Origin of the sequence: Cellulophaga sp. 3_MG-2023, from assembly GCF_030546975.1 — a bacterium.
Classification (GTDB): Bacteria; Bacteroidota; Bacteroidia; order Flavobacteriales; family Flavobacteriaceae; genus Cellulophaga.
The window spans coordinates 74,699-100,831 of sequence record NZ_JAUOPS010000009.1 but is presented as its reverse complement, the minus strand read 5'-3'; the positions used below and the strand labels follow the sequence as shown (position 1 = coordinate 100,831).

At 29.1% G+C, this 26,133-nt stretch carries 25 protein-coding genes; all 25 read left to right on the top strand.

Annotation, left to right across the window (positions count from 1 at the left end):
- The first annotated feature begins 196 nt into the window (after nucleotides 1-196).
- The 25 genes from Q4487_RS16610 (at nucleotide 197) to Q4487_RS16490 (ending at nucleotide 25,965) form a co-directional block, all read left to right on the top strand.
- Nucleotides 197-607, top strand: coding sequence for a hypothetical protein (locus Q4487_RS16610; protein WP_303545771.1), 411 nt, complete (start codon nucleotides 197-199; stop codon nucleotides 605-607).
- A gap of 249 nt (nucleotides 608-856) precedes the next feature.
- Complete coding sequence (locus tag Q4487_RS16605) at nucleotides 857-1,879, top strand: hypothetical protein (RefSeq protein WP_303545768.1); 1,023 nt, start codon at nucleotides 857-859, stop codon at nucleotides 1,877-1,879.
- A gap of 135 nt (nucleotides 1,880-2,014) precedes the next feature.
- Nucleotides 2,015-3,550 carry a S41 family peptidase gene (locus Q4487_RS16600; RefSeq protein ID WP_303545765.1) on the top strand — a complete coding sequence of 512 codons (1,536 nt, stop codon included), beginning with the start codon at nucleotides 2,015-2,017 and terminating at the stop codon, nucleotides 3,548-3,550.
- Between the two features lie 564 nt (nucleotides 3,551-4,114).
- On the top strand, nucleotides 4,115-4,615 hold the full coding sequence (locus Q4487_RS16595; protein WP_303545762.1) for a hypothetical protein: 501 nt from the start codon (nucleotides 4,115-4,117) through the stop codon (nucleotides 4,613-4,615).
- A gap of 210 nt (nucleotides 4,616-4,825) precedes the next feature.
- A complete protein-coding gene (locus tag Q4487_RS16590; RefSeq protein ID WP_100894764.1) occupies nucleotides 4,826-5,437 on the top strand; it encodes a hypothetical protein in 612 nt (203 codons plus the stop codon).
- A gap of 253 nt (nucleotides 5,438-5,690) precedes the next feature.
- Nucleotides 5,691-7,343: a S41 family peptidase gene (locus Q4487_RS16585; protein WP_303545759.1), complete on the top strand. Its 1,653-nt coding sequence runs from the start codon at nucleotides 5,691-5,693 to the stop codon at nucleotides 7,341-7,343.
- 352 nt (nucleotides 7,344-7,695) lie between these two features.
- Entirely contained in the window at nucleotides 7,696-8,637 is a 942-nt protein-coding gene (locus Q4487_RS16580) for a hypothetical protein (RefSeq protein ID WP_303545756.1), read from the top strand.
- Nucleotides 8,638-8,995: 358 nt separating this feature from the next.
- The gene (locus tag Q4487_RS16575) at nucleotides 8,996-9,781 is read left to right on the top strand and encodes a hypothetical protein (RefSeq protein WP_303545753.1); all 786 of its coding nucleotides are present in this window, start codon (nucleotides 8,996-8,998) and stop codon (nucleotides 9,779-9,781) included.
- Nucleotides 9,782-10,005: 224 nt separating this feature from the next.
- The gene (locus tag Q4487_RS16570; RefSeq protein WP_303545751.1) at nucleotides 10,006-10,344 is read left to right on the top strand and encodes a hypothetical protein; all 339 of its coding nucleotides are present in this window, start codon (nucleotides 10,006-10,008) and stop codon (nucleotides 10,342-10,344) included.
- A 12-nt stretch (nucleotides 10,345-10,356) separates the two neighbouring features.
- Nucleotides 10,357-10,770, top strand: a complete 414-nt coding sequence (locus Q4487_RS16565; protein ID WP_157811100.1) for a hypothetical protein — start codon at nucleotides 10,357-10,359, stop codon at nucleotides 10,768-10,770.
- Nucleotides 10,771-11,008: 238 nt separating this feature from the next.
- A complete protein-coding gene (locus Q4487_RS16560; RefSeq protein ID WP_303571916.1) occupies nucleotides 11,009-11,311 on the top strand; it encodes a hypothetical protein in 303 nt (100 codons plus the stop codon).
- Nucleotides 11,312-11,425: 114 nt separating this feature from the next.
- Nucleotides 11,426-12,223 carry a hypothetical protein gene (locus Q4487_RS16555; protein ID WP_303571914.1) on the top strand — a complete coding sequence of 266 codons (798 nt, stop codon included), beginning with the start codon at nucleotides 11,426-11,428 and terminating at the stop codon, nucleotides 12,221-12,223.
- Between the two features lie 89 nt (nucleotides 12,224-12,312).
- A complete protein-coding gene (locus Q4487_RS16550) occupies nucleotides 12,313-13,071 on the top strand; it encodes a porin family protein (RefSeq protein ID WP_303545338.1) in 759 nt (252 codons plus the stop codon).
- A gap of 61 nt (nucleotides 13,072-13,132) precedes the next feature.
- Complete coding sequence (locus Q4487_RS16545) at nucleotides 13,133-14,044, top strand: AraC family transcriptional regulator (protein WP_100894752.1); 912 nt, start codon at nucleotides 13,133-13,135, stop codon at nucleotides 14,042-14,044.
- A 71-nt stretch (nucleotides 14,045-14,115) separates the two neighbouring features.
- Entirely contained in the window at nucleotides 14,116-14,580 is a 465-nt protein-coding gene (locus tag Q4487_RS16540) for a hypothetical protein (RefSeq protein WP_303545335.1), read from the top strand.
- On the top strand, nucleotides 14,581-14,898 hold the full coding sequence (locus tag Q4487_RS16535) for a DUF3817 domain-containing protein (RefSeq protein ID WP_100894750.1): 318 nt from the start codon (nucleotides 14,581-14,583) through the stop codon (nucleotides 14,896-14,898).
- Between the two features lie 277 nt (nucleotides 14,899-15,175).
- Nucleotides 15,176-16,321, top strand: coding sequence for a hypothetical protein (locus tag Q4487_RS16530; RefSeq protein WP_303545332.1), 1,146 nt, complete (start codon nucleotides 15,176-15,178; stop codon nucleotides 16,319-16,321).
- Between the two features lie 285 nt (nucleotides 16,322-16,606).
- Entirely contained in the window at nucleotides 16,607-17,281 is a 675-nt protein-coding gene (locus tag Q4487_RS16525) for a hypothetical protein (RefSeq protein ID WP_303545329.1), read from the top strand.
- A 55-nt stretch (nucleotides 17,282-17,336) separates the two neighbouring features.
- Nucleotides 17,337-17,849: a hypothetical protein gene (locus tag Q4487_RS16520; RefSeq protein WP_157811098.1), complete on the top strand. Its 513-nt coding sequence runs from the start codon at nucleotides 17,337-17,339 to the stop codon at nucleotides 17,847-17,849.
- Nucleotides 17,850-18,533: 684 nt separating this feature from the next.
- Nucleotides 18,534-18,938 (top strand): hypothetical protein, encoded by a 405-nt coding sequence (locus tag Q4487_RS16515; protein ID WP_303545326.1) that lies wholly within the window; start codon nucleotides 18,534-18,536, stop codon nucleotides 18,936-18,938.
- A 422-nt stretch (nucleotides 18,939-19,360) separates the two neighbouring features.
- Nucleotides 19,361-22,372, top strand: coding sequence for a cellulase family glycosylhydrolase (locus Q4487_RS16510; protein ID WP_303545323.1), 3,012 nt, complete (start codon nucleotides 19,361-19,363; stop codon nucleotides 22,370-22,372).
- Between the two features lie 581 nt (nucleotides 22,373-22,953).
- Nucleotides 22,954-23,496, top strand: a complete 543-nt coding sequence (locus Q4487_RS16505; protein WP_303545320.1) for a hypothetical protein — start codon at nucleotides 22,954-22,956, stop codon at nucleotides 23,494-23,496.
- 135 nt (nucleotides 23,497-23,631) lie between these two features.
- On the top strand, nucleotides 23,632-24,000 hold the full coding sequence (locus tag Q4487_RS16500) for a hypothetical protein (RefSeq protein WP_303571912.1): 369 nt from the start codon (nucleotides 23,632-23,634) through the stop codon (nucleotides 23,998-24,000).
- 289 nt (nucleotides 24,001-24,289) lie between these two features.
- Nucleotides 24,290-24,784, top strand: coding sequence for a hypothetical protein (locus tag Q4487_RS16495; RefSeq protein ID WP_303545315.1), 495 nt, complete (start codon nucleotides 24,290-24,292; stop codon nucleotides 24,782-24,784).
- Nucleotides 24,785-25,035: 251 nt separating this feature from the next.
- Nucleotides 25,036-25,965: an SH3 domain-containing protein gene (locus Q4487_RS16490; protein WP_303545312.1), complete on the top strand. Its 930-nt coding sequence runs from the start codon at nucleotides 25,036-25,038 to the stop codon at nucleotides 25,963-25,965.
- The last annotated feature ends 168 nt before the right edge of the window (nucleotides 25,966-26,133 follow it).

Sequence of the window (26,133 nt, the reverse complement as noted above, 5' to 3'; positions counted from 1 at the left end):
TAACCTTATTCCTCTCTTTTGTCTTTTCTGATTAATACTCTAATTTAATGAATTACAAACTTAAGCCGTGTATAATTAATTGCTTGGTTTTAGCCAATTTACGAAAGTCCTCGCGGAATTTCTATCTGTGATTTATTTACTAAATTTAGTGCTTAAACCACGCAACGAAATCATACACTAGACCGTTGTGCAACATATGGACATGAGAAAATTTTTAATTATTTCAATTATAATATTATACTACGGTTGCAAAGAACAATCGATAAAAAGCTATAAAGATTATAATGAACAGGACTTTGTTGAAGTGCAAGGACTTATAATTAAAGTTGAAAAGGAATTTGCCTATCAGAACAGAAAAGTAGACGTAACATACATCTACAATTTAGAAAAAGATAAACCTACCGTTGGACATGAAAAGAATACTCCATTTATCCCTATGGCTGGAGAACCTAAAGTAATTTTGGTTCATAAATATGAGGAAAATGTGACCTTTTTAGGTGGTAACACCTATATAGAAGATGAAAAGGATTTGATAAAAAAATACTTGGAAAAGAGCGCCCGATTTGGTGTTGAATATTACGGAGTTGACCAAAAAGAATTGGATTAATTAATACAGCGGCAAATAAGGAAAAATAAAATACGTTGCACAACAATGCCTAAACGTAATACGGGCTTTAGGGCAAAACCGAAAGGTCTGTGTATATTTATAGTGTCGCTAAATCTGTTGGATTTAGCTTTGGATAAAATAAAAAACAAATCAAAACCAAAAGCTTTAGCTTCGTGCTAAGGCGGAAACATAACGTTTCCTTGCCTTCCACACTAAGCTTAGCCGAAACGTTGTAAGTCATTAAAAACTATGAACAAAACAATAAACATTCAGAAAAACTTAATAATATTTGGAATTCCTTTATTGATCATATCTTTAATGGTTTTTATTACCAAATCTTCATTGTTTACAATTAATCCTGAAAGCTTATCATTTGGAATTACATTTGACCTCTTACTGACAGTTCCCTTTATATACTTCTTACTGATAAGAAAAACCAAAATTCCAAAAACAACAGTCTTACCATTTTTAATTTTGGGAATAGTAATTTGTTCAATAATACTTCCATCAGAAAACCAACAGTATTTAAGACTTTTTAAAACTTGGATTCTTCCAGTTATTGAAATATCAGTTTTATCGTATGTAATTTATAATGTTAGAAAAGGAATAAAATCTTATAAGCAAAAAAAAGAATTTTCCTTTGATTTTTTTACCACCTTAAAACAGACTTGCTATGAGATACTGCCCAAAAATGTTGTAATTCCTGTAGTAACAGAAATTGCTGTTTTGTATTACGGATTCATTTATTGGAAAAAAAGGAAGTTAAAAGAAAACGAATTTTCATACCATAAAGATAGTGGAACAATAGCATTGCTAGTTGTAATTATATTTATCATCGCAATTGAAACAATCGTGTTACATATACTATTAACAGAATGGAGCAGTCTTGTAGCTTGGATTTTGACTTTTGTGAGTATTTATTCTGGAGTTCAACTTTTTGGATTTTTAAAATCAATGCTTAAAAGACCAATAACAATTGAGAAAGACAAATTATTTCTTCGATATGGGATTATGAACGAAACAACTATTGACATTAGAAATATTGATAATATAGAAGTTTCATCAAAAGACATTGAAACAAATAAAGAAACTCGAAAATTTTCATTTTTAGGAGAGTTAGAAAGCCATAATATAATTATTCATTTAAAAGAAGAAAATGAATTAATAGGACTTTATGGTATAAAAAAGAGTTATAAAAATTTAGCTTTGTACGTGGATAATAAAGTTGAATTTAAGAATCGAATAAATAACGCCTTACGACACCGTATATAATTTATTGCTAGTTCTAGCCTACTTACGAAAGTCCTCGCGGATTTTCTATTCGGTTTTTATTTGCTAAATTACGTGCTAAACCACGCAACAAACCATATACAAACACGTTGTGCGTAATTTGAGAAAACATCATAAATGAAATTAAAAATCCTTTTTACAATTATATTAACTCTCAATGTCGCCATTTCACAAGCGCAGAATTTACTCAGTAAAAAACAGATAACTGAAGACATTGAATTTCTGACAAAGACTTTAAATGAAAAGTCTTCCTATGTTTACCTAAATGAGTATGATTTCAATACCGATTTTGAAAACTATTTAAAAACTTTAAGCGATTCCACCCGACTTGAGAACTTTGGAATGTTTATTACCAATACTTTAGCAAAAATTGGAGACAGACATTCTTCCTTAAGTGGAATAAGAGGTTATGATTTAAAGGAATCGCTGTTTTTACCATTTATTTACGCTCCTTTATATGATAGAGTTGTTGTTTTAAATAAAAATCAAAATAAAGAGTTAGAAATACTCAATCCTAAATTTCCTTATCTCAAAAAAATTGACGGAATTGATATTAATGATTTTCTACAAAAAACACGACCAGAAGACATAAAAGCACCGCAAGAAACCTATTTTACATATGCTGTAAGAGATATTCGAGACATTGAAAAAAATTATATACTTCTCAATAAAACACTTTCTAAAGAAATAGAATTGACACTTTCAGATTCTACTTTCAACAATGACACTATTTTGACTGTTACAACAATTAATAAGTCACAAAGGCAAAGACCTTGGGATGAAAGATTTGAGGTAGATTTTTTTAGAGTAAAAGATGAAGATTATAATAAACCTGTAATAATCGAAAAGCTCTTTAATATAAAAGAAAAAATCGCATATATCAAAATTCCCGAAATGGTTAATAAAGATGAAGCACCTCTTCTTTTTGATAAAGTCAATTCATTTATGCAATCAATCCAAAATGATAGCAAAGCCTTGATTATTGATGTAAGAGCCAACAGTGGCGGAACCCGTGATTTGTTGTATGAATTCGCAAAATACTTAATACATCCAGATTCTATATATGTTGTAAATGCTACTAAACAAAGAGGTCCGCTTCCATTACCAGAAGATTACAAAAAAAGTTTAAACAATCGTTTTTTATATACTTTATCCGAATTAGACGATGAAGAACAAAAAAAGGCAACAGAATTTTTAAAAAATTTTAAGCCAATCTATGAATTGGATGAAAACAAATACAGCGAATATTATTTTGGATTGTTGAATGGAAAGAAGTTAGGTAAAACAACTTTTCACTATAACAAACCTGTCTATATTTTAGCCAATGAAAAAACATTTAGTGCAGCATCTGTTTTCGTTTCTGCTTTCAAGGACTTACCTAACATCAAGATTGCAGGAGTAACAACAGACGGCTCAAGTGGAAACAGCGAATGGGTTGACTTGCCAAACTCAAAACTATTTGGAAAAATAAGTACAATGGTTTCTTTTCAAAAGAATGGGGAAATTTTGGACGGTTACGGAACAGAACCCGACATAAAAATTGAAAGAGACCTCAATCAGGTTCTTTGGCTATCGGATACGCAACTTGAAAAATTAAAAGAATTGATATTAACGCAAGAAGAAAAAACTACGCACAACAATGGCTATAAGTAATTGCTTGTTCTCGCCCACTTAAGAAAATCCTCGCAGATTTTCTATTCAGTTTTTATTTGCTAAATTACGTGTTAATCCACGCAACGAAATCATACACAAGCACTTTAGCTTTAATGTATTCGCAAGTTTGCGTAATTGAATTGTAAACAAAAACTAAATAAAAAACAAATAAATGGAAACAGTTAAAAGAAATTTTATAAAAAACCCATCAAAAAAGAATTTGATTTTATTTACATTATTTTGGCTCGTAGGAATATTGTTGTTGACATTAAGCACGACCGATTTATTTACTGAAAGTTTTTTTCAAAAAAAACATATTGTGATATACTTTTTAATGATAGCTTCAACAATAACAATAGTAAAAGTATATTTTAAATACTGGAATAATCAAAACCTAAATTCTGACTCAAATGCGGGATAAAAATTACAGCGGAATTTTTAGCTAGTTTACAAAATTGGAATTTGAAAAAGTAAAGTTGGAAGAAAAAATGTTTGCGAATAAAAAATACTTCTAACAACACCGCATATAACTTAATACTGTTTTTACCTAATTTTAGAAAATCCTTGAAAAGAATAATATACATACTGATTTTTGGAGTTTTAATTGGTTGTGCTGACAAACCCAAAAAATTGAATATTAACCAAATGAAATTGGAAATAGAAATAGTTCCAGAAGATTTTAATGGCGGATATTCAATATCTTGGAAAGACTCTTTATGTGCCAAATTTATAGCGCCTGAATGGAACTTTCTACAAAAAAGACCTTACGAACTTAACTGCTACATTACAAATAGAAATAATGACACTCTTGGATATTATGGACCACAAAGTTTTCAGCAACAATTTGCCTACTTCAGTACTATAGACAAATATGACTCAATTGTGAATTTAAATTTTAAAATTGGAATAAATCCTTTTTCAACATTCTTGGAAACGAAATCTGAAGATTACATAGAAAAGTTTAACAAAATGAATGAAAAGCAGACCTTATTTGAACCTGTAAAATTAGAATTGAGCCAAAAACTTCTAAAAACAGAAATTGAATTAATAAAAATAAAAAACTAGGTTCTACAATAGCTATAATTAATATGAGTTTTTGGTATAAAATCAAAAGCTTGTTTAAATAATAAAGTCCACAAAATCTTTTGGTTTGGCTTTAAAAATAAGGCAAAACAAAAAGCTCTTCCTCGCAGACCAGACGGAAACGAAAAGTTTCCTTGCCTGCTCTACTTGACATAGCCGAGACCATTGTACACCATTTAAGAAAACGCAGAATTGAATCAAGAAATCAAAATATCACGTTCGGACTTAATCGCAAAATGCGACCAATATCTGAATGGAGAAATTCAAGAAAAGGATTTTGAAACTTATGCGTGGAATTTAATAAACGAAGAGCATATTGATTGGGGTGATGATGTAATATCTGATATTATTTATCAATGGGACAGTCCAGAAATCAACTTTCCGATTACCAAACAAAACATACGACTTTGGAAACATCAATTGGAGACTGATGAGAATTTATTAGCCGATTATAATTTGTGGAATGCACATATAGACCGACAAAAAAAGATTTGCGAAAAATATGAATCTAATTGGAATCCAATTAATAAAAAACTGAAAATCGGAATTGGTTCTGACTTGAATACTGACCCAATTCACGGATTGAGACATCCAAAGGAAAAAGGTACAACAGGTTGGTACATTTGGACAGGAGAATATTCAGAATCCGATGACTTTTTTCAACCAATGTGCGCTGAACATTTACTTCAAATCCGACCTGAATTAATTAAATATTTCGGACTCGATATTGGATATCGATTTTTAATTGACAAAAACGGATACGAAGATGTTTGGTATGACGAAAAATCAAAAAATGTTGAATAAAAAACGGTGTACAACAATGGCTATAATTCATTGTGGTTTTGTGCCACACCAAAATAAAAGTATTAAGCAAACATCTGGATTTCGGCGGAATAATCCTGCGGATGATTCCACAACGAAATCATAGCCGAGACCGTTGCCAACAATATTGATTAACCAAGTTCATTTATTTAAAACTTTCCCAATTGGAGAAAATTTAACACTCTTATCGTTAAATATTATATTCTTTTGATAGCAACTCCAACTAAAAAATCATATGAAAAAAATATTATGCTTTCCAATACTTTTATTGATTTTCACAAACTCAATATATGCTCAAAATGAACTTAGCAAAATTGAAAAGCTAGCAACTACAGCTAAAATATGGGGTTTTTTAAAATACTATCACCCCGAAGTAGCCAACGGAAAATATAACTGGGATAAACAACTATTCAAGGTTCTGCCAAAGGTTGAAACAGCAACAAATAACATACAGCTATCACAAGTTTATATTGACTGGATTAAAAGTTTAGGAGAAATTAAACCCTGCAAAAAATGTGATATTGAAAAAGGTATTCAATATTTTGATAAAAACTTCGACTTAAATTGGATAAATAACAAGCAAATATTTACAACCGAACTCTCAGAGAAACTCAAATATATAGAGTTAAACAGGCATCAAGGAAAAAAGCATTATGTTAATTATTATAGTAATAAACTTAAAATTCCAGATTTCACTAATGAGGTTGAATATGAAAACTTTGATTGGCAAAATGGAAATTTAAGACTTTTGACATTATTCCGTTACTGGAACCAAATTGAGTATTTCTTTCCTGCAAAATATCAAACAGATACGAATTGGGATGTTGTTTTGGCTAAAATGATGCCAAAATTTTTAAACCCCCAAACAGAATTAGATTTACATCTTGCAATACTGGAATTAATAGTTAGTTGCGATGATAGTCATGCAACATATTTTAACGAAAAAACATATTCTTTTTTTGGTCGCTACTATCTGCCCGTAAATTTCAAGGTAATAAACAAAAAAGCAGTAATTACAGGATTCTATAACGATTCGCTGGCAAAATTAAATGATTTACAATTAGGAGATATTATTATAAAATCAAATGATAAAAAAATTGAAACAATATTAGAGGAGCAAGAAAAATATATTAACGCTTCAAATATTTCAAGAAAAAAATTCAATGCTAGTTATTACACTCTAAATGGGGCAACTGACTCAGTAAAAATTGAGTTTATCAGAAATGGAAAAACCTCGATAAAATCTATAAAAAGATACCTATTTAAGGACTTCAAGTATAAAGCCGAATCTAAATCTGATAAATATAAAATTTTAGAAAATAATATAGGCTATATCAACATTGGCAAGGTCAAAGAAGTTAAAGAAGTCCCTAAAATAATGGAAGCTTTAAAAAACACAAAAGCTATTATTTTTGATATTAGAAAATATAAAACCTCCACACCATACTATTTTGCTAACTATATTACTTCGCAAAAAAAAGACTTTTATAAAGCATTAGTAACTGATTTAGATTATCCAGGTAGGTATATTTGGTCTGAGACTTTTAAAAGTGGTAACGACAGATTAAAATATACAGGAAAAGTGATTTTGCTAGTTGATGAAAGCTGTCAAAGTCAACTTGAGTTTACTGCAATGTGCCTACAAACTGGAGATAATGTTACTACCATTGGTAGTCAAACTTCTGGGGCAGACGGAAATGTGGTCATATTTAACATGGTGGGTGGATACAAAACACAAATATCTGGAGTAGGTATATTTTACCCTGATGGGACAGAAACGCAACGAAAAGGAGTAAAAATTGACATTAAAGTAAAGCCAACAATTGAAGGAGTTATTGCCGGAAAAGACCAAATACTAGAAAGAGCTATAAAGTTTATTAATGAATAAAAATATTGTTACCAACAATACCTAAACGTAATGCGGACTTTAGGGCTTAATCGCTGGGTCTGTGTATTTTTTTATATAGTCCGACAAATCTTTTGGTTTGGCTTTAAAAGAGAAAATTAAAACAAAAAGAAAACCTTAGTACTGCTTTTACTTCCAAAAAAGAACACCAACAATACTAAAAAATTACCCAATTATACATTTCTGTAATTGTAGCACAAAAAATAGTTTTACATTGTAGGAAAATTTAACGACCAAAAAAAACTAGAAAGCTAAATGTGTGTTTACACAAACATTTTAGCGGAATAAACGCAATGAGTTGCGTTTATATGTAGTTAGCACAAATTAAAACTGAATGAACATTTTCGATAGAATTCAAAAGCAAATACAAGAAATAACGGAAACGGAAAGTTCAATATTTCTAGATTCTGTATCTCTTCATTTAGAAAGAGCTGAATACTACTATAATTTAGGTGAAAATGACTCATATTATTATAATGACGTAATCTATAGAACAAATCATGCTTTTGAAGGAGCTTTAAAAGAAGCTTATAAGATTCTCGCAAATAAAACAAATGAGGAAGTAACAAAACAAACTCCCTACAAAATTGAAAAATATTTTGAAGACAATGGTGTATTTAAAGAACGAGTCTTAGAATTATTCAAAAATTACAGAAGTGAATGGAGAAATAAATCAACCCATGATTACAAGCTGTTTTTCGATAATAACGAAGCCTTTATAGCAATAACCAGTGTTTCTTCTTTTGTCTTTCTACTCTTTAATCAAATTATTGAAAAAATAGCTTTCGATTATGAGCAAGATAAAATAAATACAAGTAAAAAGACCTTTCTTAAATTAAAAGAAGACGGCATGAAAGTAGCTAGAGGCTTATTTGAAATGATCACAATGTCTTTAGTAGACAATATAAATTATGAGGAATTTAAAGATAAAAGCCCTTTAGAGACACAAATAATAGGTTTTCTAAAGGCAAATTTAAGTTGGTACTTCAAAGAAGGGAATGTGTTAGAAGAACCAAAGATAAAAGGCAACCTCAGACCGGACTTCATTATTGAATTAAGTGGAGATAAAATAGTTCTAGAAGTCAAAAAATTCTCGAAAAAGTTAAACAAGAAACCTATGTGGTCTCAATTATTGACTTACTTAAGGTATGCCGATATTAAAGAAGGAATTGTTTTTGCTCTAGATGTTTCTAGTCCTATTAAACCTTTGAAGATTGAAGAAAGAGTTGTTGAATTTGAAAACAAAGAATATACTCTTAGGATAATTAATAATTAAAACTTGTGCTAACAATGGCTATAATTAATAAGGGTTTTGGTGTTTAATTCAAAAATAAGAGCTTTTAACCAAATCTTTTGGTTTGGCTTTAAAAATAAGGCAAAACAAAAAGCAAGCCTTAGCGCTACTTATACTCCTAAATTAAAACAAACGAACACCAACAATACTAAAAAATTGGCCAATTACACATTTCCGTAATTGTAGTACAAAAAATAGTTTTACATTGTAGGAAAATTTAACGACCAAAATAAACTATAAAGCCAAATGTGCGTTTACACAACCATATTGGTGGAATAAACGCAATGAGTTGCGTTTATATGTAGTTGTGTGCCATTAAAAAAACACTTTGAAAATTAGAATGAGAGATGATTTTTCCAAACTTACTAAAGAAATTCTTGCTAAACGTGTTAGTTATAAATGTTCTAATCCTAATTGTAAAAAAGTAACAGTTGGACCACATTCTCTAAATGACAAAATTATAAACTTAGGTGTTGCTGCTCATATAACTGCTGCATCAAAAGGAGGTCCAAGATTTTGTAAGGAAATGGAATCACATGAAAGAAAAAGTATTAAAAATGGAATTTGGTTATGTCAAAATTGTGCAAAATTAATAGATACTGATATTCAAAAATATTCTGAAAATACTTTAATCCAATGGAAAAATGAAGCTGAAAAAGAATCTCTATTAGTTATCTCAAGCCAATATGTCAAAGAAAATAAGAATTCTACTCTATCCGAAAACAAGATAAAAGTATATGAAAAGCTTTATTATGAAATTAGAGAAATAGATTCCTTGATTAAAGAACTTATAGAGCTAAAAGAAATGTCTAACAAAGAAAAACGAGATACTGGGTTTTATTTAGGTTTAAAAATAGCTCAATTTACAGACGATAACGGATTTTATTTACAGAATGAAATCTCAGCTCAATGTATAGGAACGTTTGTTGGAGTTGGTGATATTTTTAATTCTGACGAGACTATTAATACCGAAAATTTAGACGACTACAATAAAAACATTAGAGCCACTCAAAGATTATTAAAATCTGTAGATTCTAATGGAATAATTAACACTTCTAAAAAAACTCCGATAATGGCTTATTTTTCTAAATTAGAATCTCAAAAAGCAGATGAAGATTTTCAATAGAATAAAAAACGGCACACAACAAGGGCTATAATTAATACGGGTTTTGCTGCTTAACCCAAAGTTTAGAGCTTTTAACCAAGTCTGCCAAATCTTTTTGATTTGGCTTTACAAGAAAAAAGATAAAACAAAATAAAAAGTTTTGGCTAAGTGCTTAATCGGAAATTAATTACTTTTAATTCCCGTACTAACCATAGCCTAGACGTTGCCACACATTTGAAAAAACTATGAGAATATTTTTAAAGATTTTAGCATTTATATTATTGATTACTCTTACAAGTATATGTGGATGGAAATTTGGACGAGAAATTAAAAAATCCGACAAATTTGGCGATGAATATATTGGGTATAATAAAAAAGATATTATTTCTGAATTTGGTAAACCTGACATTTTATCTCAAAAATTGGCTTCAGAGTTTAATGATGATTTCAAGTTTTTTTATGAAAGCGTAAACTGCAATCCGAATACAAAAGTAACCTACATAAAATATGAAAAGGCTTGGTATGATTATGAGTTTTGGTTATTGAATAAAAATAATCTGGAAACGGTAATTCTAGTTAAATAAAAACTACATCATATGTTTGGAATATTTACCATTATAATATTGTTAGCCAATTATTTTCTATTTAAAAGAATTACATTTAAAATTATTGGTTCAGTAATTATTTTATTGTTTTTTGCCTTTTCGTTTAGTTTATCGCAACGATATATGAAAACCCAAGAGTTAACTTATGACGCAAAAAACAAAGTATACTCATCTTTACTAAATGATAATAAAAAATTTATAATAGAGAGCGAAAAAAAATATCCATTAAATATTATCCAAAAATATGATGTTCCCAAAAGAATTAATATTCTATCTGAATTTGTGGATAGTTGCAATGAAAATGATACAATTATTGAACTTAATGTAATAGGCCAAATTCAAAAAAGTCAATTTTGGTTTGTCAAAAAAGGTAGTAATGAACCTAAAGGATTGGTAAGGTATTAATTTAACAGAGATAAAAAACGCGTGCTAACAATATATATATAAAATAGCGCAAGTCATTGCTAACACTATGGTTTGGTTTTTTGGGAAAGTCGCCAAACTTTTAAAGTTGGTATATTTAAAACGAGAAAAGATAAATAACAAAATTTAAAAATTCGGCTTTAGCTTAATTCGAAAAGTATCGCTTACAACTACCCTACTTTTCTTATACTAGACCGTTGTAACCAATAGGTCAAATAAAATGCCTCGTAAAAGTGTAATCATCCTCTCAATTATTTATCTAGCTATCAATGCGGTGGTTTTTTGGATGGAGTTTAATAATCATTTATCAAATTATGTGAGCATTAATACTTTATTAGCTCTATTGTTTTCGGGTATTTTTGGAATAAAAAATTATTTACTCGCATCTTTGTTCTATTTGCCCATAAATGCGGTAATATTTTGTGGAGCTGCCAATTCAACTATAAAAAAATATCAAATGATAATTGTATTGATTGTCGGAATTGGAATTTCAATACCAATTCTAAATGCAAACGGATTGTAAATGGAAATGAACTTTTGAGCAAGTTTACGCATATGGACTTCACTCGGACGGAATAAAATCAAAACGCAACTATTCTTATACATAAACGGTTCGCAAGCCACAAAAAAAACATCAATGAAAAAATCACTTTTACACTTATTCTTCTTTTTGCTTTTAATGAGCAATTTATCTGCACAAGAGTATGTAGCGTTTGAAAAACCTATTGAATCTACTCTTATTGGGAATCGTTCTTTTACAAATGAAAACGGAAGTGAATGTACTTTAGAATCCAAAAGTATAATTAAAATTTTAGGTCGTGGTTACGGAGAATATAAAGGAAAGTATTACTTCAAAAATGATAAATGTTCAGGTTTCATAAGTTCTGTTTGGTTCGCAGCAGGAGAAGGTTTTAAAGAACAAAACATAAAAGTAAATCCAAAGATTTATGAAATAAATAATGCCCGAGCACTAAAAGAAATAGAAGAGGAAAGAATTGAGAAAAAAATTGAAAGCCAGAAGTGCTCTTACATTACCAATGAAATAGATGTTTTTGATAAACAGCGAATTATTAGAACTAAATTTGAGTTTATTTCAGAAGACTTAGCAATACAGCTTTATGCTAAGGGTTCGAAGAAAAAAATAGTTTTTGGAGCATCATTGGAACTAGGATGCGCGAGTCCTTATAAAACTAACCGTTCTAAAGTTATGGTAATGCTTGAAAATAAAGACATTATTACGTTTTACCATTCAGGAAAATTAGACTGTGGCGAATTTGAACTTTGGGGTAACGTTTCAAATTCAGAAATAACCCGATTAACGAAATCACCGATAAAGGCAATTAAAATTACAGGGACAGATTATTATGATACAATAGAAAAATTTGAATGGTCAACATATTTTATTGATAAGTTAAAATGTTTTAATCCTAAATAAAAGCGTAAAATAGACTTTTTACATAAATTGAGTAAAATTGCTTACTCAAACGGAGAAAAACAGTTGCCAAAAACACACTTTAAAGCATTATGAAAAAAATAATACTACTTTCATTTTTAATTACATCATTATCTTATTCTCAATCTGACGAATCTAAACTATCGTTTGGAGCAAGTTTAGGCGCAAATATTAGCTTTTTTAACACAGCTGTTAGTGAACTAGGGTATAATGAATCTTTAGGATATTCAAATTCGGTAAGAGTTTCTGCAAAATTAGATTTAAGTACTTTTTACAGAATAAATGATTATTTAAGATTAGAATCTGGCTTAACTTATGTTGGAAAAGGAACTGAGTATAGAAGACCAAATAGAAGTGTAATAGTAATAGACCAAAATGGTTCTGATACTGGGTATGATAAAACTAGATTTAGGTTAGATTATATTGAAATTCCTTTAAAGGCAAACATTAATCTTAAAAAGCTTTTTAAGTCTAAAAATTTTGAACAAATGCCTATTTATTTTAATGTTGGTTTATCTGGAGGCTTTAACACCAAATCAGATATAAGATCTAATAGTTACATTCCGTCATCTTCAAATGGAGGCTTTGTTGTAAACGTAGAAGAAAACTTTGAGATTAGAGAATTTGATTTTGCAAAACCCTTTATAGTAAACTCTATTGTTGGTTTTAGCTATGTTTTTAAAGAAATTAATAAAAATAAATTTACAGTTGATTTAGAATATAGCCAATCATTACAAGATGTGTATGAAGAAAAAGATATTGAATCTTCATATAATTTTAAAACAAAAAATGGTTCTATTTCCTTATCTGTTGGAATTGAATTTAATTAAAAATAAATTACTAAACTGTTAGCCACAAGCTAAAGAAACCTCTTGATAAACTTAAAGGAAAGTGTCTAAAATAAAAACATATAATTCTGAGGACTTCCGAAAAGAATACTTTAACAAAAGTCCTAAACTAGATAAACTTTTTAAAAAGAGTGTTGAAGATTTTTTCTGTTTAAAAATTGAGGATTTAACTAAAAAAGTTCTTAAACCTATAACTCCGTCAAGAGAAGAAAGTCACACAATTATTTTTGTAACAAAAGGCTCTTTTAAAACTAAAATAGGGTTTAAAGAATATATAATTACACCTAATAATATTGTAATACTCCAGGCTGGCGCAGTATTTTCTACAGAGCAGGTTTCAAAAAATGTAAAAGGGTTTACTTGTCATTTTCATCCAAATATACTTATTGGTAAGTTTGGAAACCGCTCACTTGTATCTGATTTTCAGTTTTTAAACAATGGTAATTATCCTATTATAAATATTAACAAACAGTCCAGATCTGAAATTATTAACATTTTAGAAAGATTAGTTACCGAATTTAAAAGTAATACTAAACCAAATTCAGATATAATACATTCATACATATACACATTACTAACTGAATTAAAAATACTGTACGGACTAAGTAATTTTCAACCTCAAAATGCTTCTTTTCAAATTACATCTAGATTTAGAATGTTGGCAAACCAAAAGGTAAAGGAAAACTTAAAGGTTGCCGACTTTGCAAGAATGATGAATATTAGCCCAAATCATTTAAACAAATCTGTTAAAGTATCTACTTTAAAATCTGCATCAGAAATTCTTGAAGAGATTAAACTTATTGAGGTCAAATACTTACTCTATCAATCTACATTATCTATAAGCGAAATATCTTATGAAATGGGCTATTTAGACCCTTCATATTTTACTCGATTTTTTAAAAAACGCGAAAAAATATCGCCTACTGAATTCAGAAAAATGATTGAAAAGTCCTAACTGTTGCATAAATATTTCTACTACAATTTTGTATTAAATTAGACCTTTGCACAGACAATAAATTAAGGCTAATGTATTCAATTGTTCTGGTATTTCATTCAATATTTAGGTGGCTTGTACTACTATCTTTAGTTTATGCTATTTTTAGAGCATATAATGGCTATAAACGGCAAACCAAATTCTCATACTTTGACAATAAAGTGCGCCATTGGACTGCAACTATTGCACATATTCAACTTACAATAGGTATGCTTGTGTATATTAAAAGTCCTATTGTAAAATATTTTTTTTCAGACTTTAAAAATTTAGTCAGTCATTGGGATGTATCTTTTTTTGGTTTGTTTCATTTTGTGCTTATGATTACGGCAATTGTTATTATTACAATAGGCTCTGCCAAAGCAAAACGAAAACAATTAGATGCTGATAAATTTAAAACAATTCTTGTTTATTTTTCAATTGCACTTTTTATCATATTTATAGCTATTCCTTGGCCTTTTTCGCCCTTAACTAATCGCCCATTAATAAGAACATTTTAAATGATTTCATTTTTCAACTCAAATATTGGTAGACTTCGTTTATTGGCATTTTTAGAAGGCCTATCTCTACTCGTTTTAGTTTTTGTATCTCTTCCGCTAAAATATTTTTACAGAGTTACTGCGTTAACTTCAATTTTAGGACCCACTCACGGCATTATATTTTTGCTTTTTGTATTTAATACAATTAGTGTAGGAACTGAATATAATTGGAAGTTTAAAAAAAATACTTGGAAAGTTTTAATTGCTTGTATCATTCCTTTTGGCACATTTTATATAGACCATAAAATACTTAAACCCATACATAAAACATTACGTTAATGTATATCTATATTTTTAAGACCTAAATAAAACTAAAAAATTCGCTTTGCTAATTAAATACTATAGATAATAATACCTACACCTACTTAACTCCTGTTTAGCAACATAAGCGTTTAACAATACTTTTAAAAGACAATAATAGCAATACACCTACAATTGCTAACCTCTGCATTACACTAAAAGTTAACGCTAATTTAACTACACAACCTACGGTTGTACAAAACTGTTATGCGTTATTTGAAAATTTAAAAATAATTATAGAACCACAATTAAAAAAATGACAAAAACTAGAATAACAATTGCCCTAATCCTTACCGTATTTACTACAATATTTACTGGCTGTACTAAAGATGATAACACTAATGAAAATATAATTAAGCTTGAGGATGCTATACTAACCGATTTTCCTTTAGTTGGTATTACACCGGTTTCTATAAATATTAAACAACCTACCATTGTAGATAATGAAGAAATTGTTTTTGGCGAAATTAACATTGTAGTTCCAAGCACAGTATCGTTAAAAGAAATTGCTTCTATTACTACATCTACCGAACTAAATTTAAGTAAATTTTCTATTTTACCTAATGACCTATCATTACTAAATTACGAAACACAAAACCATATTTATACCATAGTAAATGCTTTAAATGAATCTGAAGAATTATTGCATTATATTGTAAATATTAAACATGAGATTGTACCTACACCTACTACTTTAACAATTACTGATTTTAGGTTTGAGGCTAGTAAAAACGCACAATTGACCAACGATGTTACTATAGAAAAACGAGTTGATGATTTAGACAAACAAACAATTTATTTATTTGTGCCTACTGGTACAGATTTTTCTAACTTAACACCAACCGTTACTTTTGATGCCGAAGAAGTATTTTATACGCAAGAGTCCTCTGTGCCTATTGTAGATGTTAATACAGTATATCCTAGTACAGAAACTAGTTTTGATTTTACTTACCCAAAAAGATTTATAATTGTTTTAAAAGACAACACAAGCAATAGAGTAAAATGGGTAGATGTTTTTGTTGACGTAAAAAATCCTGTAGAAATAAAAAATACAGATATTACTACTCCAGATATTACATCTACTGCAAGCTCATCTACTTTTAGAGGTATTACATCATGGAAAAATGTAGGCAATCATGTATTAAGCTTTAGGTCTGCAACTACCTATGAAAATAAAGTACCTAACTCTGATTTAAATTTTATTACAGCAAGAAGAAATTTTACATCAATGGGGCTTGCTCCAAAAGAGAGTGCAGATATAAATGTAACAGTGATAAAAGATTTACCAAAAGGCGAATACAAATCTACAGCCGTTTTTTACACAAAATTTGCTAATCATGAGGCTACTAACGATGTTATAGAACAAGCTAAACTTAATGTTACTACTAACGTACTTAATTAATTTTAGCAAAAAGCAATTGCTAAACCTACTTAAGTAGCATTACTTAGCGTTTAACAAAAGTAATTTGGGTTTACTTGTTTGTATTTTTCTAATGAAAAGTATAAGCAGTAAACCCTATTTTTTTTATAAAAAGTAAGATTAAACCTTACGGATATAAACTGCTTTTAGGTAAAAATATATTTGCTAGCACAGAAACACACCAATTCCTTTAATTTTAAAAAAAATATAACCTAGAGATAAAATTATTAGTCAACTAAATTTATACAACCCCAAACTATATTAAAAATGACAAAAAAAGAATACGCAAAGTATTTAGGAGATATTATAGGTGAAGTTATAGATTTAGATGTTGAATCTGATGATTTAAGGCATCAATTTTATGGTTATTTTCAGGCATTTATGCCCAACGGAACTAATCTTGAAAAAGTGTTTAAACCTATTAAAGAAGGAGACCTTTATTACAAACGATTGATAAAAATATTTAACGCCACTAAAGGCATCTTTAATCAATTAGCTGCAGAAGGAAAATCACCTGCGTATTTTTGTCCGGCTCCTACACAAAACAAAGAGTTATTAATTTTATATGGAGAAAAATATATTTCAAACTTAACATTGTTCTCTAAAATTACAGGCGACCAAGAGTTTATAGACACTATGTCTCAAATTAAAACTGTAGAAATTTCAGATCTTGATGTTAGAACAAATAAAAACAATACCAACGTAATAGTTTATGAATCAATTTCTGATTGGTTTATAGACAATACAGATTACGAAGCAACCATAGAGGTGCTAAGTGAGGCGTATTACGCTATAAATTGTGATTATAACCTCTCTTATTATTTTCAGTACCCGTCTTACCAACAAAAAATAAAGTTTGATGTTTTTGAGCCTTACTTTAAAATATGGGAAATGGGATATTATTGCTGGTTTAACCAAGGAAAACTAGTAATAGGGCAATAATGCAAAGGCTAATAGAATGCAGTTACATGAACTAATAAAATTTAAGTAAGTTATTATGGAAAAATACATCATTTGTTTTGAGAACTTTATGTCTAATGAAAAGAAAATTGACACTACAGTTTCTTCATCTAAAGGAGTAATAGAACAATTTAAAAGTATTAATTGGTATGATTTGCTGACTAAGGCTACACCAGAAAACCAAAACGATTCTGACATAGTTGATAACAATTCTTGGAATTTTTCTGTTTCGTTTAAAAGAAACAGAAAAGAATATATTCTGCATATTCATCCTCACTTATACCCTAGCCCAAGTGTACAACCCAATCAAATTAAATTGGTGTTAGAATATATGTCTTCTAACATTGTACCTACCTCAAAACTTAGTCAGTTTTTTGGTGGTTCTAAAGAAAAATCTGTGAAAGAACACCAAACCGCAGCTATGGGTGTTTTACTAGATGATGCTTTAACTCATCTAACAAATTTTTTAGATACCAACCATACAGATTTACATAGGTTTGGTAGTTTGTCTTTAAATACAATTACAGATGAAAGTTATAAAGTATACTAATAAAAATACATAATTATATTTTTCATTTTTAGAAAAACAGACAACCAGAAAACTATCACTGTCTGTAATAATACTATTAATAGACTTGTTTTTTTAAACGGTTGCTTGTAGCTTAAATTATGAATTAGATGGTAATTACTTTTGTAAATCTGCACATTAAAATTTCAGCTTTATATGAAAAATATAAAACCAATTTACATTACAATCTTTAGCCTTTGCTTTGGTCTATTAATGGGATATTCATTTGTTAACCATCAATAAAAAAATGAAATAAAAAAGTTAGCTAACATAGGATATAAATGAATTTTATTTATAAAGGAATATTAAATATAAAAAGCTTCCCAATTAAAGTAAGCATAGTTGTTGTTGGGGTATTTTTAAGTATTATAATTTACATATACTCTAGTTTCTTATTTTGCCAGTTTTTAGAGGAAAAAAGTTTTTTTAACCTTTTTAGTTATTTATTAGCAGTCTATTTTTCTTATTTTTTCTTCAGGCTTTATAGACTTTTAATGTATAGTGCCACATACCGTGTAAAAAATACAATTTTAAGCCAAAGTAAACATATTGCCAAATGGGTATATACTAAAGATGAATCTTCTAATTTTAGAAAGGATTATAATAATTACTTAAAGGATGGCTTAAAAAAAAAACGTAAAATACATTGGCTTATTTATTTTAGGTATGCTCGTTATATTTTTTGCCGCAGGTTTAAACAGTCTTGATATATTTTTTGATGTTATTGTTGACCTAACCGTTTTTACTCTTATAATATTGCTGTCTACAAGAGATTTTAATAGTTTTAGGCAAGCATTAAAAGCAGAAAATATTGTTGTAATTTTTTCAACAGAAGGTATTGTTGTTTCAGATTCATTTACTTGTCCTTTTAATATAAAACTTAAAAAATTAGTTCATATAAAATATGACAAAGCAATACAAGAAATAGTGTTTACATTAAGTGAGTTAATGCCTAACACAGATGACATAGATTCTGTTTACACTATAACACAAACATTTCCTGTACCAAAAAGATATGAAAAGGAAGCCGATAAGTTCCTAAAGGAAATAAAAACATACAATTCTTTTTAATTTAAAACAGAACATAAAAACCTTGACAGAATTTTTTGGTATCACAAACATTTGCAATACTCAAAGTATAAAATTTATTGCCTGGTCTCACCTACTTACAAATCTGGAAAATGTATGGACTTTTTTTCAAATAGCTCTTATATGCAACTTGTTTTAATTGTTTTGGTTTAACAATTATAAATCTTTTAAAGTCTAAAACACTGTATTTAAATTAGTAACAACCTTTAAAAAAGGTGGTTATACAAAATACAAACCTCATCAAAATAAAAAAATCAATTTACTAAAACTTATAATTAAAAAGCATAACTAGTTTAGCTACTTATAGGATTTTAAACGTAAAATTTTTGCTGAAAAAACAAATTTAACATTAAAAATCGTATAAATATTGTAATATTACTCACAAAACCCAAATACAATAAATTATGAAAACAAACCTACAAATGTTCAAAAGATTAATGTATCTACCTTTATTTTTTTTGCTCTTCTCCTTAAGTTCGGTAGCGCAATCTCCTGTAGAAAAACATGGTCGTTTACAAGTTAACGGAAACCGTATTTTTAATGAGTCTGGAGAAATTACAAGTCTAGCTGGTAACAGTCTATTTTGGAGTAATGCTGGAGACACCTCTGATTTTTATAATGCAGAAACTGTTGATTTTTTAGCAGAAAACTGGAATAGCTCACTTATTAGAATAGCTATGGGCGTAAAAGAAAATTGGGATGGCGGAAATGGCTATATTGATAGTCCGCAGCAGCAAGAAACTAAAGTTAGAAAAGTAATTGACGCTGCTATTGCCAATGGCATATATGTAATAATAGACTGGCATACTCACGAAGCAGAATTATACACAGATGAAGCTGTTGATTTTTTTACCAGAATGGCAGACCTTTACGGAGATACTCCTAATGTGATGTATGAAATTTATAACGAACCTACATACCAAAGTTGGCCTGTTATTAAAAATTATGCAGAGCAAGTAATTGCTGGTATACGTTCTAAAGATCCAGATAATTTAATAATAGTAGGTACTAGCAATTATTCGCAACAAGTAGATGTTGCTTCTGCAAACCCAATCTCTGATAATAATGTGGCATATACACTACATTTTTATGCAGCATATAATCCACATGATAACTTAAGAAATGTAGCACAAACTGCACTAGATAATAATGTTGCTTTATTTGTTACAGAATGGGGTACAATTTTAAATACAGGACAAGGAGAACCAGACCAAGAAAGTACTAATACATGGATGGCCTTTTTAAAGGAAAAAGGTATAAGCCACGCTAATTGGTCTTTAAGTGATAAAGCTTTTCCTGAAACAGGATCTGTAGTTCAGGCAGGGCAAGGTGTATCTGGCTTACTTAACAATAAACTTACTACCTCTGGTGAAATTGTAAAAAACATCATCCAAAATTGGGATACTGATACCACTACAGGACCAAAAACAACACAATGTAGTACTATAGAATGTATTAGGGCTGCAATGGAAACAGCACAAGCTGGTGATGAAATTATAATTGCTTCTGGAAACTACAATTTTCAAGATAAGATACAAGGTGCCTTTAACCGTAGTGTTTACCTTTATGGTAGTGCTAATGGTAACAGTGCAAATCCAATTACACTAAAAGGTGAAAACGCTACAAACCCTCCTGTATTTACAGGACTAGATTATAACAATGGTTACCTTTTAAGTATTGAAGGAGATTATTGGAATATTGAAAACATAGAGTTTAAAACAGGCTCTAAAGGTATTGTTCTAGATAATTCTAATGGTAGTACATTAAAAAGCCTTATTGTACATGATATTGGAGAAGAAGCTATACACCTGCGTGATGGTTCTAGTAATAACACAGTAAATGGTTGTAATATATACAATACAGGTAGAACTAAACCTGGTTTTGGAGAAGGTTTGTATGTAGGCTCAGACAAAGGACAACATGACACTTATGAAAGAGCTTGTAACGATAATACTATAGAAAACTGTACTGTTGGACCTAATGTAACAGCAGAAGGCGTAGATGTTAAAGAAGGTACAATGAACACTATTATAAGAAACTGTATTTTTTCTGCAGAAGGAATTTCAGGAGTAAATAGCTCAGATGCTTTTATTGATTTAAAAGGAGCTTATGGTTTTGTATACAGAAACACGTTTAACGTTGATGGTTCTGATATAATAAATACTGGAGTAGACTTTTTAGATAGAGGTACTGGTTTTAATACAGGTTTTAGAAATGCTATTTTTGAAAATATATATAATCTTGGTAGTAGAGCTTCCGAAATTTCAACTGCTCGTAAAAAACAAGGCTCTCCAGAGCAAACTCACGTTTGGGATAATATTAGAAACCCTAATTCTCTAGATTTTCCAACAAGTGATGGTACAGAAAGTCTAGTAAATCAATTCTGTCCAGTTTGGAATATAGAACCTTGTAATCCTGTAGATGATACCAATGAGGAACCTACCGTAAGTTTCCAATCACCAGATAACAATATTACTTTAACTGAAGGTTATAATTTACAAGTTGAAGTTGTTGCAAACGATACTGATGGAACTATTGATAATGTAAAACTGTTTATAGATAACAATTTAGTTAGACAAATAAATTCTACATCATATAAATGGGGACATTCAGAATCTCCAAACACAGATGAACTTAATGGTCTTTTAGAAGGTACTTATACGTTTAAAGCTGTTGCTACAGATAACGATGGGGCTTCTACTGAAACGCAATTTACGTTAACTGTAATAGCAGAACAAAGTCCGTCTGATAATTGTAACTTTAATACACCTTCACAAACTGGTTTAGAAGATTTTGACATTAAAAAGTTTTCTAACGTTTTTGTATTAGGAACTGGCGGACCCTCTTTAAGTAATTTAAAAACATTTACTATTAATTGGAATTCGCAAAACAATGGATTATATCAATTTTCAATAAATACAAATAACGGTGTTCCTGATTATTATATAAATTTAAAATCTAATATCACCTTCCAGTTTAAAAATGCGAATCCAGAAATATCTATTAGCAATAGCTTAATTCCTAATTTTGATGGAGATTACTGGGTAACATCAGATAACGGTAATTTTGTGATGGTATCTAAAACTAATAATTTTACACTATACTTTAGTAACGACACTACTGCTCCTATTTGTAATGTTATGCGTAGTAACCAAATAAGTAAAATTACTGATGATTCTAGTATTAATTTTAAGCTTTTTCCTAATCCTGCTTTAAACGAAACTATTTTTGTGAGTGCTGAAGATGAAAAAATAGTATCTGTTAAAGTTTATGATTTACAAGGGAAACTATTAATTGGTCAGCAAGATAATAGCACGTTGCTAAAATTAAATATTTCTGATATTTCACCAGGAACATATGTTATAGAAATTACAGGTACAAAATCTAAAAAACGTTCTTTATTTGTTAAAAAATAGCACTTACAAAACGCTATAAATACCAAATTAAAATTAACAACTATAAAAGCGGAATATCTATTATTGGATATTCCGCTTTTTTTATTATTTACACCATTTAAACAGATAAGGATAAGTTAGATATTTTAAGCATTTACAAATTTCTTACTAACCAAACTGATTGCGCTAACGGAATTCTTTTAAATACTTTGAAAACATTAATTAAAAACTCTTTGAGTTTACTACAAAAACAAACAAATTGGTTTTGATAGAATAATTTCAGATTACTCAACTATTGCATATTTAGGAGATGTTTATGTATTAAAAGAATACAGAGCAAAGGAATTAAGACGTTAGATTTTATTAACCTTAATTCTCTCTTTTATTCTTTCTGTTTATATTTCTAATTTAATGAATTACAAACTTAAGAAGTATAAAAAATAATATATATTGTAAGAAAATAAAACAACAAAACTCAGCTAGCAAGCTAAATGTGCGTTTACACACCCATATTGGCGAAATAAACGCAATAAATTGAGTTTATTCACTAGTTGGCAGTAATTTGAGCAACAACCCGAATAGTAACATTTTCAAGTGAATTTATGACAGAAAACGAAATTAAAATTCTATCTTTTATTATACCTGGATTAGTGGCAATTATTGGAAACTACATATTCTACCTGCTGATTAAAAATAGAGTTGATAAACAAATTGAAAATTATAAAATTTCATATTCAGGAGTATTTAAAGAAAAAATTGAAATCCATAAAAATCTTCTGAAAATGATTTTTAACCTGAAAAGAGACGTTCAACAATATCAATATTTTGAAAATGACGAATCTTTTAATAAAATACGAACAGATTTTAATAACTATATTGAATACTATATAGTAAATCAACCTTTCATAAAAGAGGAAATAATAAAAGAATTAAAACAAATGACGTCTGAACTACAGGAGTGTTTTGAAGCTTTTTCACTTTATAAAGTTTCGCAGAATAATCCGGGATTAAGTAAAGAAGCGTATGATGAAAACACTAAAAAATATATTGACGCTGGAAATAAAATAAAACGAAATGAACCTTTTAAATATATAGAAGAGAAAATATTGAAAGAAATGAAAGCAGATTTAAAAATTGAAAAATAAAAACTACTGCCAACACCGCATATAAATAATTGCTATTTTTAGAACTTACAAGAAGTGAATAGTTCCGCTTTCTACTTGTGGATTTTCTAACGAAAATCAACATTCCGAAATCGCAACTATTCATATGCAAAACCGTTGGCAGTAATTAAAACAGAAATACGATTAATGACTTTTGACAATTTATTTAATGCATTAGAAAACAATCTAATTGAAAGTAAAACTGACAGACAGATTGTAGAGAGAATTCTTGAAGCGGAAAGAGATTGGATTGTGCCAGTTTCTGATTTAAATGAATTCATAGAATTACTTGAAAAGGAAATTGGAGATAAAGTATCTAAAAGTAATTTGTCAAAATTACAAGACAGATATCAAATAAATGGATTTAAAAACTCTGCGTGGAATGCTGAAAGTGTTTATTCATTATTAGAAATTTTTGAGTTAACTGATTCGGTAGATTTAAGTTCAGTATTTAATGATTTATCAAACCGAATGAATAAAAAATAGAAGAGCTTGTGTCAACAAGTTGATTTAGTTTATGATGTGATTACGAGCTTAGAATTTTGGATTAGCTTCATTATAAAGCGATTTATAAATGAAATCCTAAAACTTAAAACTATGAATATATTGAAAAGCGTAATTGTCGGAGTGGGTGCTATTGTGTGGAGCCAAACACAAATTCGACTCGTAGGACTGATTAAATAACATTGACTTATCAAGATAATAGTAAGGGGGTTCGAATCCCCCTCTCCACTCCTTATAAAAAACTAAAGCCTAAACGCTGGCAATAATTAGAATGGCAAAGACAGATAAATCAAAACATAATATTTCAATTGCTTCAATCAAGCGTTGTACATATAAACCGTATGACTACAAATTGACAAAATTCTATGAATCTAATTCGGATTTCCCTAACTCTTATCCAAAGATTGACTTGAAAGAAAATGAGTTGATTATCTGCTCAACTTTTATCGACTCAAAAAACTACAGTATTTTGACAACACAAAAGTTAATCACAAAAGAAAATGGAATTAAACATATTGGAAATATAATTGGAGCAACTGACAAGGCTTACGTTGATTTTAAAGGATATAAAGATGATTCGGTCACATTTGGACTTATAGAACTGGAAGATGGAACTGATTTAAAATATTTCATCGAAACGGGAAAAGCATCTATGATTATGATTTATGGAGTGAGGACTTTAATCAGAACAGAACATATGACCGAAAAAAACATTGAGAACACGACAAGAAATTGGAATAGGCAAAATGAAAAGAATAAAAAATAACTACTGCCAACACGGTGTATAAAACATAGCTAATTAAGTGCTAAGCCGAAAGGTTTGTGTATATTTAGAAAGTCCACAAAATTTTTAATTTGGCTTTAAAAAAGAGAAAAGTTAGTGTCTTTTTGCACGCTACGTTTCATACACAAGGTCGTTAGCATTCATTGGCGGAACGTACTCAAAATTTAAAAAAACTGAATATATTAATTACAAATATTGAATTAAATCGTAGCAAAGCTTTAGTTCATTAAGAAATGAAATCATCAAATATGAAAAAACAGTATATAATTCTATTATTCCTTATTTTTAGTAATCATTGTATATGGTCTCAAAATGAATTAAATGGCAAGACTTATTATACTGTTGCTGCTAAAAATGGACTTACAGTTAGAAATGCACCTTCTATTAACAGTGAAAGATCTGGAAAGTTTCCTGCTGGAGAACATTTAGAACTAATAAAAGATACAGGAAAATCTTTATCTATTGTAGATGATGGTTTAACAATAAATGGAAATTGGCTTAAAGTAAAAAGAATGAGCCATAGTTGGGATAAAAAATCAGTATTAACAGGTTATGTGTTTAGTGGATATTTGTTAAAGAATGAAAATAGACCCTATAATCCTTCTGACGCAATTACAACTAAAAATTCTACGCTAAGTTTTAAAAATTTTAATATTACTTTTTATTTCTATGAAACTGAGAATAGTTATGAAGGTCATAATGTTGTGAAAAACGATACAATTTATACTTATGAAGGTGTATTTAATGATTTAAGTGATAAATTAATTAATATTGATACTAAAGCAAAAATAGATAAAGTTGAATTGTTCTATACTTTTAAGGAAAAGGTTTGGGAATACGGAACAGATAATATTAATTCTAAAAAGTATTATACTTGGAAGGGAAATAACCCATTTAAAAAACTATCACTTACAAGACAAATGACTCTCTTTCCAAAAATAGAATATGAAAAAATAGGAGTTTCTAGACAACTAAACTTAAAGTTAAAAGACACTTTGGTTCATTACTCAGGAGAAATGGGAGGTACAACAGCTACTATGAGTTATAATGGTAAACCTTGTGTGCATTTTATCCCTGATACTATTTTCAAAATAGTGTTACATCATAGTAATGGTACTAAAGAAATTAAATATATTAATATCAACTTGTCTTATGGTTGTTAACATTTTTTAGACTGTATTTACTGAAAACGCAGAAAATGTAAAGTATAATTTGAAATAAAAAAACAACGAAATGGCAACAATGTATAAAAATAATAAGGGTTAAGTATTATACCCAAAGTGTGGTGCTTATCACCTGCCCTACGTTTCTTATACTTAACGCTGTAGCAC